The organism is Pseudomonas sp. P4_B3, assembly GCF_056402295.1.
Genome location: NZ_JBFUHR010000009.1, coordinates 37097 through 50903, shown reverse-complemented (window position 1 = coordinate 50903; position 13807 = coordinate 37097). Strand labels below are relative to the sequence as shown.

At 59.1% G+C, this 13807-nt stretch carries 12 protein-coding genes; 3 read left to right on the top strand and 9 right to left on the bottom strand.

The features are described 5' to 3' along the window. The first annotated feature begins 209 nt into the window (after window positions 1-209). Window positions 210-1307: a PLP-dependent cysteine synthase family protein gene (locus AC1DWG_RS12375; RefSeq protein WP_477763956.1), complete on the top strand. Its 1098-nt coding sequence runs from the start codon at window positions 210-212 to the stop codon at window positions 1305-1307. A 95-nt stretch (window positions 1308-1402) separates the two neighbouring features. On the opposite strand, the gene AC1DWG_RS12370 is transcribed toward AC1DWG_RS12375, so the two are convergent. From AC1DWG_RS12370 to AC1DWG_RS12360, 3 genes are all read right to left on the bottom strand, one after another. Next, window positions 1403-3016 (bottom strand): NAD(P)/FAD-dependent oxidoreductase, encoded by a 1614-nt coding sequence (locus AC1DWG_RS12370; RefSeq protein WP_477763849.1) that lies wholly within the window; start codon window positions 3014-3016, stop codon window positions 1403-1405. Window positions 3017-3123: 107 nt separating this feature from the next. Next, window positions 3124-3792, bottom strand: coding sequence for a COG3650 family protein (locus AC1DWG_RS12365; protein ID WP_477752961.1), 669 nt, complete (start codon window positions 3790-3792; stop codon window positions 3124-3126). A gap of 110 nt (window positions 3793-3902) precedes the next feature. After that, window positions 3903-4499 (bottom strand): short chain dehydrogenase, encoded by a 597-nt coding sequence (locus AC1DWG_RS12360; RefSeq protein ID WP_477752960.1) that lies wholly within the window; start codon window positions 4497-4499, stop codon window positions 3903-3905. A gap of 106 nt (window positions 4500-4605) precedes the next feature. Here AC1DWG_RS12360 and AC1DWG_RS12355 point away from each other — a divergent pair, with 106 nt between their 5' ends. Continuing rightward, window positions 4606-5514, top strand: a complete 909-nt coding sequence (locus AC1DWG_RS12355) for a LysR family transcriptional regulator (protein ID WP_046041267.1) — start codon at window positions 4606-4608, stop codon at window positions 5512-5514. A gap of 164 nt (window positions 5515-5678) precedes the next feature. On the opposite strand, the gene AC1DWG_RS12350 is transcribed toward AC1DWG_RS12355, so the two are convergent. The 5 genes from AC1DWG_RS12350 to AC1DWG_RS12330 form a co-directional block, all read right to left on the bottom strand. Continuing rightward, window positions 5679-6380, bottom strand: a complete 702-nt coding sequence (locus AC1DWG_RS12350) for an ABC transporter ATP-binding protein (protein ID WP_046043979.1) — start codon at window positions 6378-6380, stop codon at window positions 5679-5681. Next, a complete protein-coding gene (gene livG, locus AC1DWG_RS12345; RefSeq protein WP_116262161.1) occupies window positions 6381-7148 on the bottom strand; it encodes a high-affinity branched-chain amino acid ABC transporter ATP-binding protein LivG in 768 nt (255 codons plus the stop codon). Then, window positions 7145-8401, bottom strand: coding sequence for a high-affinity branched-chain amino acid ABC transporter permease LivM (locus tag AC1DWG_RS12340; RefSeq protein ID WP_310056572.1), 1257 nt, complete (start codon window positions 8399-8401; stop codon window positions 7145-7147). Before AC1DWG_RS12340 ends, livG begins: the two co-directional genes overlap by 4 nt. Next, the gene (gene livH / locus AC1DWG_RS12335) at window positions 8398-9321 is read right to left on the bottom strand and encodes a high-affinity branched-chain amino acid ABC transporter permease LivH (protein WP_046043982.1); all 924 of its coding nucleotides are present in this window, start codon (window positions 9319-9321) and stop codon (window positions 8398-8400) included. Before livH ends, AC1DWG_RS12340 begins: the two co-directional genes overlap by 4 nt. Before the next feature lie 227 nt (window positions 9322-9548). Next, complete coding sequence (locus tag AC1DWG_RS12330; protein ID WP_477755256.1) at window positions 9549-10676, bottom strand: branched-chain amino acid ABC transporter substrate-binding protein; 1128 nt, start codon at window positions 10674-10676, stop codon at window positions 9549-9551. Between the two features lie 352 nt (window positions 10677-11028). Between AC1DWG_RS12330 and AC1DWG_RS12325 the strand changes: the two genes are divergently transcribed. Continuing rightward, window positions 11029-11334, top strand: a complete 306-nt coding sequence (locus AC1DWG_RS12325) for a DUF2288 domain-containing protein (RefSeq protein ID WP_046043985.1) — start codon at window positions 11029-11031, stop codon at window positions 11332-11334. 254 nt (window positions 11335-11588) lie between these two features. On the opposite strand, the gene AC1DWG_RS12320 is transcribed toward AC1DWG_RS12325, so the two are convergent. Beyond that, on the bottom strand, window positions 11589-13784 hold the full coding sequence (locus AC1DWG_RS12320) for a hypothetical protein (protein ID WP_477763848.1): 2196 nt from the start codon (window positions 13782-13784) through the stop codon (window positions 11589-11591). Between the last annotated feature and the right edge of the window lie 23 nt (window positions 13785-13807).

The following is a 13807-nucleotide window of genomic DNA, read 5'->3' as shown; positions in this document are numbered from 1 at the left end:
CTAACAAGTACTGTTAGTTGTTAAAACAAAAGTTATATTCTTTTTTGTTATATGCTGTTACAGAGTGAACCGCCAGTACCGAGCAGAGCCTAGCAGTTGCCGGGCGTATTGGACCTCAGCTGTACCTGTGCTGGATGTAGGTTTTTTCCTAAGCTTGTTGGATGAGCCTCGATAAAAGGCCGACCCCTGCCCGATTCAACGAGAAAACCATCATGAGCGACAACCGACAGTGGTCCCGCGAAGCGATCCGGATCATCGAAGCCGATTTCCAGCGCAGCGCCGACACCCACTTGATCCCCTTGCCGCTGCCGGGTTTTCCAGGCATCGAGTTGTACTTCAAGGATGAATCCAGCCACCCCACGGGCAGTCTCAAGCACCGACTGGCCCGTTCGCTGTTCCTGTACGCGCTGTGTAATGGCTGGCTCAAGCCAGGAGCGCCGGTCATTGAGGCTTCCAGCGGTTCCACGGCGATTTCCGAAGCGTACTTCGCGCGCATGCTGGGCTTGCCGTTCATTGCGGTGATGCCGGCGACTACCTCGAAAGAAAAGATCGCGCAAATCGCCTTCTATGGCGGCCAAAGCCACCTGGTGGACGATCCGACCCAGATCTACGCCGAGTCCGAACGACTGGCCCGCGAAAACGACGGGCACTTCATTGACCAGTTCACCTACGCCGAGCGCGCCACCGACTGGCGGGCGAACAACAACATTGCCGAGTCGATCTTTCATCAGATGCGTTTCGAGCAGCATCCCGAGCCGAGCTGGCTGATTTCCAGTCCCGGTACCGGGGGCACCACGGCCACCCTGGGCCGATATGTGCGTTATCGCCAGTATTGCACCCGCGTGCTGTGTGCCGATGCCGAGCGTTCGGTGTTCTTCGATTACTACCAGACCGGCGATGCCAGCCTGCGACTGGACCACGGCTCGCGGATCGAAGGTATCGGCCGGCCGCGTGTGGAGGCGTCGTTTCTGCCCAAGGTGATCGACGCGATGGTCAAGGTGCCGGATGCCTTGTCACTGGCGGCCATGCACTACCTGGCGGAGCGTTTGGGACGCCATGTGGGCGGGTCGAGCGGGACCAACCTGATCGGCGCACTGATGGCCGCTCAGCACATGAAGGCGCAGGGGGAGACGGGGTCGATGGTGGCGATTCTGTGTGACAGCGGCGAGCGCTACGCCACAACCTATTACGATCAGGATTGGCTCAAGGCTCAGGGATATGAGTTGAGTGGTTTGATGGCTGCGGTAGCGGCGACGGTGGAGCGGGGTGAGGCGCTGCCGGCTAGCGTGTTGCGCGCCAATATCTGACACAAATGAAAAGATCGCAGCCTTCGGCAGCTCCTACAGGGAATGGTGTAAATCCTGTAGGAGCTGCCGAAGGCTGCGATCTTTTGCTCTAAGGCTTAAGCCTCCAGGCCGAGGATGTCCCGAGCCACAGCCTCTGCAATCCGAATCCCGTCAACACCCGCCGACAGAATCCCGCCCGCATAACCGGCACCCTCACCGGCCGGGAACAGGCCTTTCACGTTCAGGCTCTGCAACGACTCGTTACGGGTAATGCGCAGCGGTGAGGAGGTTCGGGTCTCGATGCCGGTCAACACCGCGTCGTGCAGCGAGTAACCACGAATCTGCTTCTCGAACGCCGGCAGGGCTTCGCGAATCGCTTCGATGGCGAACGCCGGCAGTGCCAACGCCAGGTCACCCAGGGCTACGCCCGGCTTGTAGGACGGTTCGACGCTGCCCAGTTCGGTGGACGGTTTGCCCGCGATAAAATCGCCGACCAGTTGCGCCGGGGCTTCGTAGTTGCTGCCGCCCAGCACAAAGGCGTGGGATTCCAGGCGCTCCTGCAGCTCGATACCGGCCAGCGGGCCGCCCGGGTAATCGACTTCCGGCGTGATGCCAACGACGATACCGGAGTTGGCATTGCGCTCGTTACGCGAGTACTGGCTCATGCCGTTGGTGACCACGCGGTTCGGCTCGGAAGTCGCTGCCACCACAGTACCGCCCGGGCACATGCAGAAGCTGTAGACCGAGCGGCCGTTCTTGGCGTGGTGCACCAGTTTGTAGTCGGCGGCGCCCAGTTTCGGGTGGCCGGCGTACTTGCCCAGGCGCGCACGGTCGATCAGCGACTGCGGGTGTTCGATGCGGAAACCCACCGAGAACGGCTTGGCTTCCATGAACACACCACGGCCGTGGAGCATGCGGAAAGTGTCGCGGGCGCTGTGGCCAAGGGCCAGGATCACGTGTTTCGAATGAATCTGTTCGCCGCCATTGAGTTCGACGCCGACCAGTTGTCCGTCTTCGATCAGCACGTCGGTGACACGCTGCTGGAAGCGCACTTCACCGCCCAGGGCGCGAATCTGCTCACGCATGTTTTCCACCACGCCGGTCAGACGGAACGTACCGATGTGCGGTTTGCTGACGTAGAGGATTTCTTCCGGGGCACCGGCCATGACGAATTCGTGCAGGACTTTACGACCGAGGAATTTCGGGTCCTTGATCTGGCTGTAGAGCTTGCCGTCGGAGAATGTCCCTGCTCCGCCTTCACCGAACTGCACGTTGGATTCCGGGTTGAGCACGCTTTTGCGCCACAGGCCCCAAGTGTCCTTGGTGCGCTGGCGTACTTCGGTGCCGCGTTCGAGGATGATCGGCTTGAAGCCCATTTGCGCCAGCAGCAGCCCGGCGAAAATCCCGCACGGGCCGAAGCCGACGACGATCGGCCGCGCGCTCAGGTCGGCCGGTGCCTGGCCTACCGCTTTGTAGCTGACATCAGGCGCCACGTTGACGTTACGGTCATCGGCAAACTTGTGCAGGACCAAAGCCTCATCGCGAACTTCAAGGTCGATGGTGTAGATGAAGCACAGCTCGGAGGACTTTTTTCGCGCATCGTAGCTGCGCTTGAACAAGGTGAAATCGAGCAGGTCATCGCTGGCAAGCCCTAAGCGCTGCACGATGGCAGGGCGCAGGTCTTCTTCGGGATGGTCGATCGGCAACTTGAGTTCGGTGATTCGTAACATGGCAGGATCCGGTTCGCGGGGCGCACAACTGCGCCAGGGCGTTTGAAGCCCGCGATTATAAGCCCCAAAGGCAATGCCCAGTGAGGCAAAAACCGCCTCTCGTCGAATCAGTCGTCGCGCGAGCCGCCGAAATACCCGCATCCACGCTGGACCTGGCCGTCAACGCGCAGCTCGGCACTCATGTGCTGGATGCTGCCAGTGCTGCTGTCGACGCAACGTTGCGGCGCAACCCACAGTTCGATGTGTTGGTTATTGGCTTCGGTGCTGAGGTTGAAACGGCCATCGCCCAGTTGCTCTTCCACGTAGGGCACGGCGAGGGGAGGCTGGCCGGCGCGGTCAATGACCATGCCTTTGCCGCTGACCTTGACGTTCCATTCCGGCGTATGGCCGGCGGCGCGCAGGATCAGCAGTTTGAAGTTCGGATCGTCGCACGCGGTGCCTGAGCGCTCGACACGGTACAACTGCTCCAGATCGACCTGACCGTCACCACCGCTGCCGGCCACAACCCGCCCACGCACGTCGGCAAACAGTTTGCCCTGCTTGTCCGCCAGGTTTGCCGCCTGCTGCAGGACGCTGGTACCACCCGTGTCGTTGACCACATAGCGGTTTGCCTGGTTGCACGGCTGGAACAGCAGCTTGCCGTCCGCCGCGGTCAGCTGGCCTTGCATGCGTGTCTGGCCGACGTGGGAGTCGCTCTGCCGTTCACCCTCGAACAACTGGCAAGCGGCGAACAGCGGAAGCAGGGCAACGAGGACTAGGGAACGGGCAACACGCATCTTGGGGTCTCCTGACAAGTGTCGCCACGTTACTCAGGCTGACCGTTCATCACAACCCGTTATTGCCTCCACTATGTACAGGCACTGTCACAACCTGTGTGCTTCGGTCTTCAGATGTGAAAGGTCTGACCGGTCTGCAACCCTTCCACGCTCTTGGCGTAGGCCAATGCAACATCCGCTGCAGGAACCGGCTTGAAGCCACGGAAGTACGGCGCGTATTTGCCCATGGCTTCCACCAGCACGTTCGGACTGATCGAATTCACCCGCAGACCGCGCGGCAGTTCGATGGCGGCGGCGCGGACGAAGCTGTCCAACGCTCCGTTGACCAAGGCTGCCGACGCGCCGCTGTAAATCGGATCGTGACTGAGCACGCCAGTGGTGAAGGTGAACGATGCGCCGTCATTGGCGAACTCGCGGCCGATCAACAGCAGGTTGACCTGGCCCATGAGTTTATCTTTCAGGCCCAGGGTAAAGCTCTCCTCGGTCATCTCATTGAGCGGTGCGAAGGTCACGTTGCCGGCGGCACACACCAGTGCATCGAATTTGCCGGTCTGCTCGAACAGTTTGCGAATCGAGGTGCTGTCGCTGATGTCCACCTGAAAATCGCCGCTGTTACGGCCAATCCGGATGATTTCGTGGCGTTGCGACAGTTCCTTGTCGACTGCCGAACCGATGGTGCCGTTTGCGCCGATCAAAAGAATTTTCATGGGGGCTGATCCTCGTATGGGTTGAACGAGGTATCAGTTTAGGGTGGTTTTTTCCGTAGATAAGCGCACTAATAGGCAACCTTTGGTTTTCAAATGGAAACAATCCATGAGCGAGATGGATGACCTGGCCGCGTTCGCCGTATTGATCGAAGCGGGAAGTTTCACCCTGGCGGCGCAGCAGCTCGGTTGCAGCAAAGGCCAGCTGTCCAAGCGCATCAGCCAGCTAGAAGCGCAGTTTTCCGTGGTGCTGTTGCAACGTACCACCCGCCGCTTGAGCCTGACCGCCGCCGGTGCTGCGTTGTTGCCCCAGGCACAGGCGCTGGTGGTGCAAGTCGAGCGGGCGCGTCAGGCCCTGGCGCGTCTGAAGGACGACATGGCCGGTCCGGTGCGGATGACGGTGCCGGTGTCGCTCGGGGAAACCTTCTTCGATGGGTTGTTGCTGGAGTTCTCCGCCAAATACCCTCAGGTGCAGATTGAGCTGGAGCTCAACAACAGCTACCGCGAACTGTCCCGCGACGGCTTCGATCTGGCGATTCGTTCTGACGTGGCGATTGACCAGCGACTGGTGGCGCGTCCGTTGCTGGCGTGGCAAGAACTGACCTGTGCCAGTCCGGCTTATCTGGAACAATACGGTGAGCCGCAAACGCCCCAGGCGCTGGCCGAACATCGCTGCCTGCTCAACAGCCATTACAGCGGCCGCGAAGAATGGCTGTATCACCAGCAGCATGAATTGTTGCGGGTGCGGGTGTCGGGGCCGTTCGCCAGCAACCACTACAACCTGTTGAAGAAAGCCGCACTGGTCGGTGCCGGTATTGCGCGCCTGCCGTCCTACTGTTTGCCAACGGAGCTGGCGGACGGGCGTTTGCGATGGCTGCTGCGCGATTATCAGACCCGCAGCATGCCGATGTATCTGGTGCATCCGTATCAGGGCGGTTTGCCCAAGCGCACGCAGGTACTGGCGGATTATTTGATCGGGTGGTTCAAGCGCAGCGGGGAGGTGCTGGATCGGCTGTAATCCTCACACGCGCCCTGTAGGAGCTGGCTTGCCAGCGAAGACGGTGGATCAGCCAACATCATCGTTGAATGTGAAAGCGCATTCGCTGGCAAGCCAGCTCCTACAGGAATGTACGCAGGCATAAAAAAACGGCCCGAAGGCCGTTTTCTGTTTAACGCAATGGTTTAGCCACCGAGGTACGCTTCGCGCACTTTCGGGTCGGTCAGCAGCGCTTCGCCGGTGCCTTGCATCACCACCCGGCCGTTCTCCAGCACGTAGGCGCGGTCAGCGATTTTCAGCGCCTGGTTGGCGTTCTGCTCGACCAGGAACACCGTCACACCGTCCTTGCGCAGCTGTTCGATGATGTCGAAGATCTGCTGGATGATGATCGGTGCCAGGCCCAGGGAAGGCTCGTCGAGCAGCAACAGCTTGGGCTTGCTCATCAGCGCACGGCCGATGGCGAGCATTTGCTGTTCGCCACCGGACATGGTGCCGCCACGCTGGGCGAAGCGTTCTTTCAGGCGTGGGAAAAGTCCGAGGACCTTGTCCATCTGTTCCTGATAATCGCCCTTGTCGGTGAAGAAACCACCCATGGAGAGGTTTTCTTCCACGGTCAGGCGGGAAAACACCCGACGACCTTCCGGTACCACGGCGATGCTCTTGCGCATGATCTGCGAGGAGTCCTGACCGACCAGTTCCTCACCCATGTAGCGGATGCTGCCGCTGTGGGCCTGCGGCGAACCGCAGAGCGTCATCAGCAGGGTCGACTTGCCGGCACCGTTGGCGCCGATCAGGGTCACGATCTCGCCCTGACGGACTTCGACGTTGACGCTGTGCAGGGCCTGGATCTTGCCGTAGAAGGTGGAAACGTTTTCGAACTGCAGCATTTACGCTTCCCCCAGGTAGGCTTTGATCACTTCAGGATTGTCGCGGATCTGTTCCGGCGTGCCGTTGGCCAGGGGGGTGCCCTGGTTGATCACGACGATGTGGTCGGAAATGCTCATGACCAGTTTCATGTCGTGTTCGATCAGCAGCACGGTGACGTTGTGCTCCTCACGCAGCACACTGATCAGCGCCTTGAGGTCTTCGGTTTCCTTTGGGTTCAGGCCGGCGGCCGGTTCGTCGAGCATGAGGATCCGCGGACGGGTCATCATGCAGCGGGCGATTTCCAGGCGACGTTGCTGACCGTAGGCCAGGGTGCCGGCCGGACGGTTGGCGAACTCCTTGAGGTGAACCTTTTCCAGCCAGTACTCGGCGTACTCCATGGCCTCGCGTTCGCTTCTGCGAAATGACGGGGTCTTGAACAGGCCGGACAGGAAGTTGGTGTTCAAGTGACGGTGCTGGGCGATCAAGAGGTTCTCGACCGCGGTCATGTCCTTGAACAGCCGCACGTTCTGGAAAGTACGCACCACGCCCTTGAGGGCGATCTTGTGGCCGGGCAGGCCCTCGATGGCCTCGCCGTCCAGCAGGATGCTGCCGCCGCTCGGCTTGTAGAAGCCGGTCAGGCAGTTGAACACGGTGGTCTTGCCGGCGCCGTTGGGGCCGATCAGTGCCACGACCTGCTTTTCCTTCACGCTCAGGGCTACGCCGTTGACCGCCAGCAAACCGCCGAAGCGCATGCTCAGATTTTCTACTTTAAGGATCTCGCGGCTCATTTACGCAGCTCCATGTGAGGACGTTGCATGGGCAGCAGACCTTGAGGACGCCAGATCATCATCAGCACCATCAAGGCACCGAACATCAACATGCGGTATTCGCTGAAGTCACGCATCAGCTCGGGCAACAGAATCATTACGACGGCCGCGAGGACCACGCCCAATTGCGAGCCCATGCCGCCCAGCACCACGATGGCGAGGATGGTGGCCGATTCGATGAAGGTAAATGACTCCGGCGTCACCAGACCCTGACGTGCAGCGAAGAAGCTACCGGCAAATCCGGCGAAGCAGGCGCCCAGGGTGAAGGCCGACAGCTTGATCACGGTCGGGTTCAGGCCCAAGGCACGGCAGGCGATTTCGTCTTCACGCAAGGCTTCCCAGGCACGGCCGATCGGCATACGCAGCAGACGGTTGATCACGAACAGCGCGAACAGCGCCAGCAACAGCGCCACCAGGTAGAGGAATACCACCTTGCTGACCGGGTTGTAAGTCAAGCCGAAGTACTCGTGGAAGGTCTGCATGCCTTCGGCGGCCGTTCTATCGAAGCTCAGACCGAACAGCGACGGTTTGGGGATGTTGCTGATGCCGTTCGGTCCGCCCGTGAGGTCCGTCAGGTTACGCAGGAACAGACGGATGATCTCACCGAAGCCCAGGGTCACGATCGCCAGATAGTCACCGCGCAGACGCAGCACCGGGAAGCCCAGCAGGAAGCCGAACGTCGCAGACATCAGTCCGGCGATGGGCAGGCAGATCCAGAAGCTCAGGCCGTAGTAGTGCGACAGCAGCGCATAGCTGTAGGCGCCCACCGCGTAGAAACCGACGTAGCCCAGGTCGAGCAACCCCGCCAGACCGACCACGATGTTCAGGCCCAGACCGAGCAGTACATAGATCAGAATCAGCGTGGCGATATCCACCGCACCGCGCGAGCCGAAGAACGGCCACACCAGAGCGACCACGATCAACCCCATGATGATCCAGCGTTGGGTGCTGGGCAGGGTCATGAAGTGGCTGACCTTCGGCGAAACCAGCGAGCCTTTCGGCGCTGACTTCATCATGGTGCTCCACTGCTTGTCGAACAGCACCCGCAGGAACATCAGCACCGAGCTGGCGGTGATGATGAACAGCGTGGAGGTACTGGCACCCAGTACTTCGAGGTTGATGCCGGCGATGGACAGTTTCAGACCGAGTACCGGATAGGCCACGGCCCAGACCAGCAGGGCGCTGAACAGCGCTTGTTTAAGATTCCTAGTCATACTTTCTCAATCTCCGGACGCCCCAACAGGCCGGTTGGCCGGAATAACAACACCAGAACCAGAAGGCCGAAAGCCACCACGTCCTTGTACTGGTCACCGAATATATCGGCACCGAATGCTTCCGCCACCCCCAGCACCAGACCACCGAGCATGGCGCCCGGAATGCTGCCGATGCCACCCAGTACCGCCGCGGTAAAGGCCTTGAGGCCCACCAGGAATCCGGCGTTCGGGTTGATCACGCCATACTGCATGCTGAGCAATACAGCCGCCACGGCCGCCAGGGCGGCACCGATAACGAAGGTCAGGGCGATGATGTTGTTGGTGTTGATGCCCAGCAGGTTGGCCATCTTGATGTCTTCGGCACAGGCCCGGCAGGCACGTCCCAAGCGTGAACGCGAGATGAACTGGGTGAGGCAGAGCATCACCACCAGGGTCACCACGAACACCAGGATCTGCATGTAGGAAATCAGCACTTCCTGTGCTCCGCCCGGACCGAAACTGAAGCTGCCCGGAATCAGGTTGGGGATCGATTTGTCCTTGGAGTCCTGCGAGAGCAGTACGGAGTTTTGCAGGAAGATCGACATGCCGATGGCCGAGATCAGCGGGATCAGGCGGTTACTGCCCCGCAGGGGGCGGTAGGCGATCCGTTCGATGCTGTAGCCGTAGGCACTGGTTACAACGATGGTCGCCAGGAATGCGGCGGTCATCAACAGTGGCAGAGAATGGATACCCAGCATGGCCAGTCCGGCAAGGACGATGAAGGCCACGTAGGAGCCGATCATGTAGACCTCGCCATGGGCGAAGTTGATCATTCCAATAATGCCGTAAACCATTGTGTAGCCAATGGCAATCAGGGCATAGGTGCTGCCAATGGTCAGACCATTAACCAGCTGTTGGAAGAAGTGATAGATCTCAGGCATTACAACGCTCCTAAAAACCTGATACGCATTTCACTGGTGGAGTCATGTTCCGGCCCGGGCTGTGTGGTCTGTAGCCACCTTCGCACGAGCGTTTGCCAGCGAACCGCTGGTGACGGTTTTAAGATTTTCAGGTAAGTCAGCTCCCGGATCGCGGGACTCTGACCTATTAACCTCGTAAAACAAAGCCCACTGCTTGCGCAGTGGGCTCTATTACTTATGGAGCCAGTTTACTGAGGCGAAACTTCGGTCTTTGGTTTACCGAAATGCCACTGATAAACCACGAACTTGAAGTCCTTCAGGTCGCCCTTTTCGTCGAACGACAGGTCGCCGGTCGGAGTCTTGAAGGTGCCTTTGTGAATGGCTTCAGCCACCTTGGCGGTGTCTTCGCTCTTCGCTGCCTTGATGCCTTCGGCGATCACTTCGACAGCCGAGTAGGCCGGGAACACGAACGGGCCGGTCGGGTCCTGTTTCTTGGCGGCGAACGCCTCAACCAGCGCCTTGTTGGACGGGTCCTGGTCGAAAGACTTCGGCAGGGTCACCAACAGGCCTTCGGAAGCGTCCTGGGCGATTTGCGAGATGGAGTCGTTGCCCACACCTTCAGGCCCCATGAACTTGGCGTTCAGGCCCTTTTCCTTGGATTGACGCAGGATCAGGCCCAGTTCCGGGTGGTAGCCGCCGTAGTAGACGAAGTCGACGTTGGCTTGCTTGAGCTTCTGGATGATCGAGGAGAAGTCCTTGTCACCGGCGTTGAGGCCTTCGAACACGGCAACCTTGACGCCTTTGCCTTCGAGGGTTTTCTTCACGGAAGTGGCGATGCCTTCACCGTATTGCTGTTTGTCGTGCAGCACAGCAACGATTTTCGGTTTTACGTGGTTGGCGATGTAGTTACCGGCAGCAGGGCCCTGGGCGCTGTCCAGGCCGATGGTGCGGAACACCATTTTGTAACCACGTGCGGTGATGTCCGGGCTGGTGGCAGCCGGGGTGATCATGATCACGCCTTCGTCTTCGTAGATGTCCGAAGCCGGTTGAGTGGAGCTGGAGCAGAGGTGACCGACAACGAATTTCACACCATCGTTGACCACTTTGTTGGCGACGGCCACGGCTTGTTTAGGGTCGCACGCGTCGTCGTATTCCTTGGCTTCGAGCATCTTTCCGTCGACGCCGCCCTTGGCGTTGATCTGCTCGATGGCCATCTTGGCACCGATGAACTGCATGTCGCCGTATTGAGTGACCGGGCCGGTTTTAGGGCCTGCGATGCCGATCTTGATGGTGTCAGCTGCGAACGAATGGCTGGCAACCCCGGCCAGAACCATAGCGGCAAACAGTTTGGAAATCTGCTTAGTAGCCTTAGTCATAGTGCTCCACTCTTACTGTTGTAGTTTTTATAGTCCTGGCGCCGATGGCAGCAGAACCGGGTCAGATATCCACGACATCCCCCCGGAAATGCCCCCCGGCAACTGTACCGGTACAGTGTAGAGCGCCGATTGTCAGCCTGGGAAGGCGGCGCCGGGGGGCAAAACCTGCAGGTGTCGCTTTATTGAAAGAAAAAGACAGAATTGCGGCGGGGGTGTTGAAGGGCTTATAGCCGGATTCAGTGCATTCCCTGGCTTTACTGCGCTTTTCATTTCGGTCACTCAATTGCATCCGGGTTTTTCTGCCAGACCAGCGACGTTATCATTCGCGTCGATTTCTTTTCCGGACAGTCCCATGAATCAAGAACCTAGCACCCTCTATGCCAAGCTGCTTGGTGAAACCGCATCTATTACCTGGAAAGAGCTGGAGCCGTTCTTCGCCAAGGGTGCCCTATTGTGGGTCGATCCCGGCCTGGATTTGATCGCCGCCGCCGAGGCCGTGGCCCAGGATGAAGGGGAGAAAGTGGCCGCCTGGCTGGCTGCTGACAAACTCGCCAAGCTCTCTGAAACACGGGCGCTGGATCTTTTTGAACGTGATCCACAGTTGTGGGCCGTGGTTGTTTCGCCGTGGATTCTGGTCCAGGAAAGGGCGCAGGCTTGAAAGATTGCACCTGTTTAGTGCGTTCATTTCAGGGGGAAAAGTGTGTAGCCGGGTAGCGTGATGGCATGTTGCCGTAGAGAAAGGCCACAGCTTCACGGTGACGTAAACGTAACGGGAACAGTTGAGAGGGCAACTGAACGGCTGCTCAATTGTTTCTGGATGTGGATAAAAGAAAAAGATCGCAGCCTGCGGCAGCTCCTACAGGGCCAGGTGTACGCCCGTAGGAGCTGCCGCAGGCTGCGATCTTTTCAGGTTTAAGCCGTCTTGCCCGTATGGTTGTTCAACGAAATGACCTTGGTCTTGCCAATGCGGTGACGGTAGATCTCGCGCAGGTACTTGATCGCTTTCTTCACACAGTCGCGCGACAGGCGGATGTCGTTGATCGAGACGAATTTTTCCTTGTCGTTGATCAGCTCACGGTACTTCTTCTCATACATTGGTTTGATCGCGTACCAGTTGGTATCGAGGATCTTCGCCGGGTTCTCGAATTCGTTGAGCAAGTCGTCGATGCGGCCTTCGTCGAATTCCTCCTGGACGATGAAGTCCAGGATCGAGTTGTCCAGGGTTTCGTCGAAACGGTAGGCAGACTTCGCAAAGCAGCGCTTGATGAAGGCCACGATCAGTGTCAGGAAGTCGTCCGACAGGCACGGGCTCTTGGCGATCAGGGTGGTCAGCGACAGGTTGGCCGAGGCACCGATCACCAGCGCGTAGCGCTTGAGCGTGGTGTTGGGGAACAGGCTGTTGAGGTGAGTCTTCAACCGGTTCAAATCCATATAGGACAGCTTGTAGTCCTTCGGCAAGGAAACGATCGACACCACCGACGAGCAATTCTTGAAGAAGTGCAGGTCGTGCAGGGCCGCCGCGTCGTAACCCGAGTTCTTGTACTGCTCCAGCGACGCGCGATAGCGTTTGGACTCGATCGGTAACAGGCTGATGCCTTCGATGGCCTGGGTGACCTTGTTGAAGTGCGGCAGGTCGATCGAACGGAAGAACAGGTCATCGATGTTCAGACGCTGCGGCTCTTTCTCGAACACCTTGAATTTGTCGCTGCTCGGCGGCGGGGTTTCCGGCACTACGGACTCTGCGTAGGCAATCGCCACCGGGCCGGCCAGGCTCATGAACAGGTCGTTGGCGTCCAGGCGGATGGTTTCGCCGATGTCGATGCCGGCGCGACGGAAATAGTTCTGGTCGTAGTCGGTGGTCACCGCCTGGGCCGTCAGAATGTTGAAGATCTGCTGTGAAATGTATTGGTTGGCATGCTTTTCCATGGCATTGACATCAATGTTCTGGATATTGCCGTCATCGTTCTCTTCGGCGTAACGCATGATGTCGTTGGAGATCAGCATCATCGCGTTCCATGGGCGGATGCGGCCCATGACGCTGGCTTCGCTGCTGTCTTCGTTGGCGAAGTTGTAGGAGAAGTCCCACTCTTCCGACAGGTACTTGCACAGCAGGCGGCCGGCATTTATGTGCAGGGCCTCGGACATTTCACTGCGGTGATCGGAAATGTTCGGCAGTACACAGATGCCACTGGTGAAGATCGGTTCGAAGACGAAGGCGTGGCCGCTCTTGCTGTCGTGCTCGTCCATCGGTTTGGTGTCGAACGTCTTGTTCATGTACGAGTGCTGCTGGGCCAGGCCGAATTCCGAGGCCATGCCCGAGCCGGTACCGCCGCCGGCACTGAAGATCGAGAAATACAGGCGCGACTGGTTGGCCTTGATGCCGCAGCTGTCGATCAGGTACGAGTGGATCATCTTCCAGTCAGGGCTGGAGAAACGCTGGGTGTCCTTGTTCAGGATGATCTTGGCCAGGTACTGACCGAGGATCGGCGCGTTACCGGCGCCACCGGCGTGGACTTCCGACAAGTCCATGATTTTCATCTTGCTGTAGTCGCGCAGGAAGCCGCTTTTTTCGCCCTTGCGCGAGAAACGGATGCGTCCGGCGATGTCCTTGTCCAGGTCGCCGAGCATCACCAGCGGCTCGACCAGAAACACCGGCTTGGTGTTTTTGTTCTGGCCCAGGCGCAGGTTGTTGCGGATCCACTGGGCCGGGCTGTAGCCCTTTTCGGCAAAACGCTTGTCCGGCGACAGGCGATCTTCGTTGTTGAATTCGTTGAGGTAGAACTTGCGGGCGTTGTACACCAGCTCCGCCACGTCCAGCGCAATGTTCGAGCCGCAGCGGCCCAGGCCGATCAGGCACACCGACGGGAATTCCTGATCGTTGTGCTGTTCGCTGTCGCCTTCCAGGTGCGGAGCGCGCGGGAACACCATGTCGCGCAGGCCGTCGAGGTTATCGAGGATGCGGTCGGTGTTGGTTTCGGTGAAGTACAGGTATTGCTGGGTCGCCAACGGGCGGGAGTGAGTCAATGGCTTCGGTGATGACGGGCTGTTGGCCGCGGGGCTCAACGTCAGATCGGTTACTGCAGTGGCCGGGTTGTTTTTAGAAGTCATGGTTCGCCATCTACCTGGGCTGA

Coding starts and splice junctions, on each gene's coding strand:
- AC1DWG_RS12350 (WP_046043979.1), bottom strand. CDS start 6,380: ATGCTGCAGTTCGAAAACGTTTCCACCTTCTACGGCAAGATCCAGGCC.
- AC1DWG_RS12340 (WP_310056572.1), bottom strand. CDS start 8,401: ATGACTAGGAATCTTAAACAAGCGCTGTTCAGCGCCCTGCTGGTCTGG.
- AC1DWG_RS12360 (WP_477752960.1), bottom strand. CDS start 4,499: ATGAAAATTCTTTTGATCGGCGCAAACGGCACCATCGGTTCGGCAGTC.
- AC1DWG_RS12355 (WP_046041267.1), top strand. CDS start 4,606: ATGAGCGAGATGGATGACCTGGCCGCGTTCGCCGTATTGATCGAAGCG.
- AC1DWG_RS12365 (WP_477752961.1), bottom strand. CDS start 3,792: ATGCGTGTTGCCCGTTCCCTAGTCCTCGTTGCCCTGCTTCCGCTGTTC.
- AC1DWG_RS12370 (WP_477763849.1), bottom strand. CDS start 3,016: ATGTTACGAATCACCGAACTCAAGTTGCCGATCGACCATCCCGAAGAA.
- AC1DWG_RS12320 (WP_477763848.1), bottom strand. CDS start 13,784: ATGACTTCTAAAAACAACCCGGCCACTGCAGTAACCGATCTGACGTTG.
- AC1DWG_RS12330 (WP_477755256.1), bottom strand. CDS start 10,676: ATGACTAAGGCTACTAAGCAGATTTCCAAACTGTTTGCCGCTATGGTT.
- livH (WP_046043982.1), bottom strand. CDS start 9,321: ATGCCTGAGATCTATCACTTCTTCCAACAGCTGGTTAATGGTCTGACC.
- AC1DWG_RS12325 (WP_046043985.1), top strand. CDS start 11,029: ATGAATCAAGAACCTAGCACCCTCTATGCCAAGCTGCTTGGTGAAACC.
- livG (WP_116262161.1), bottom strand. CDS start 7,148: ATGAGCCGCGAGATCCTTAAAGTAGAAAATCTGAGCATGCGCTTCGGC.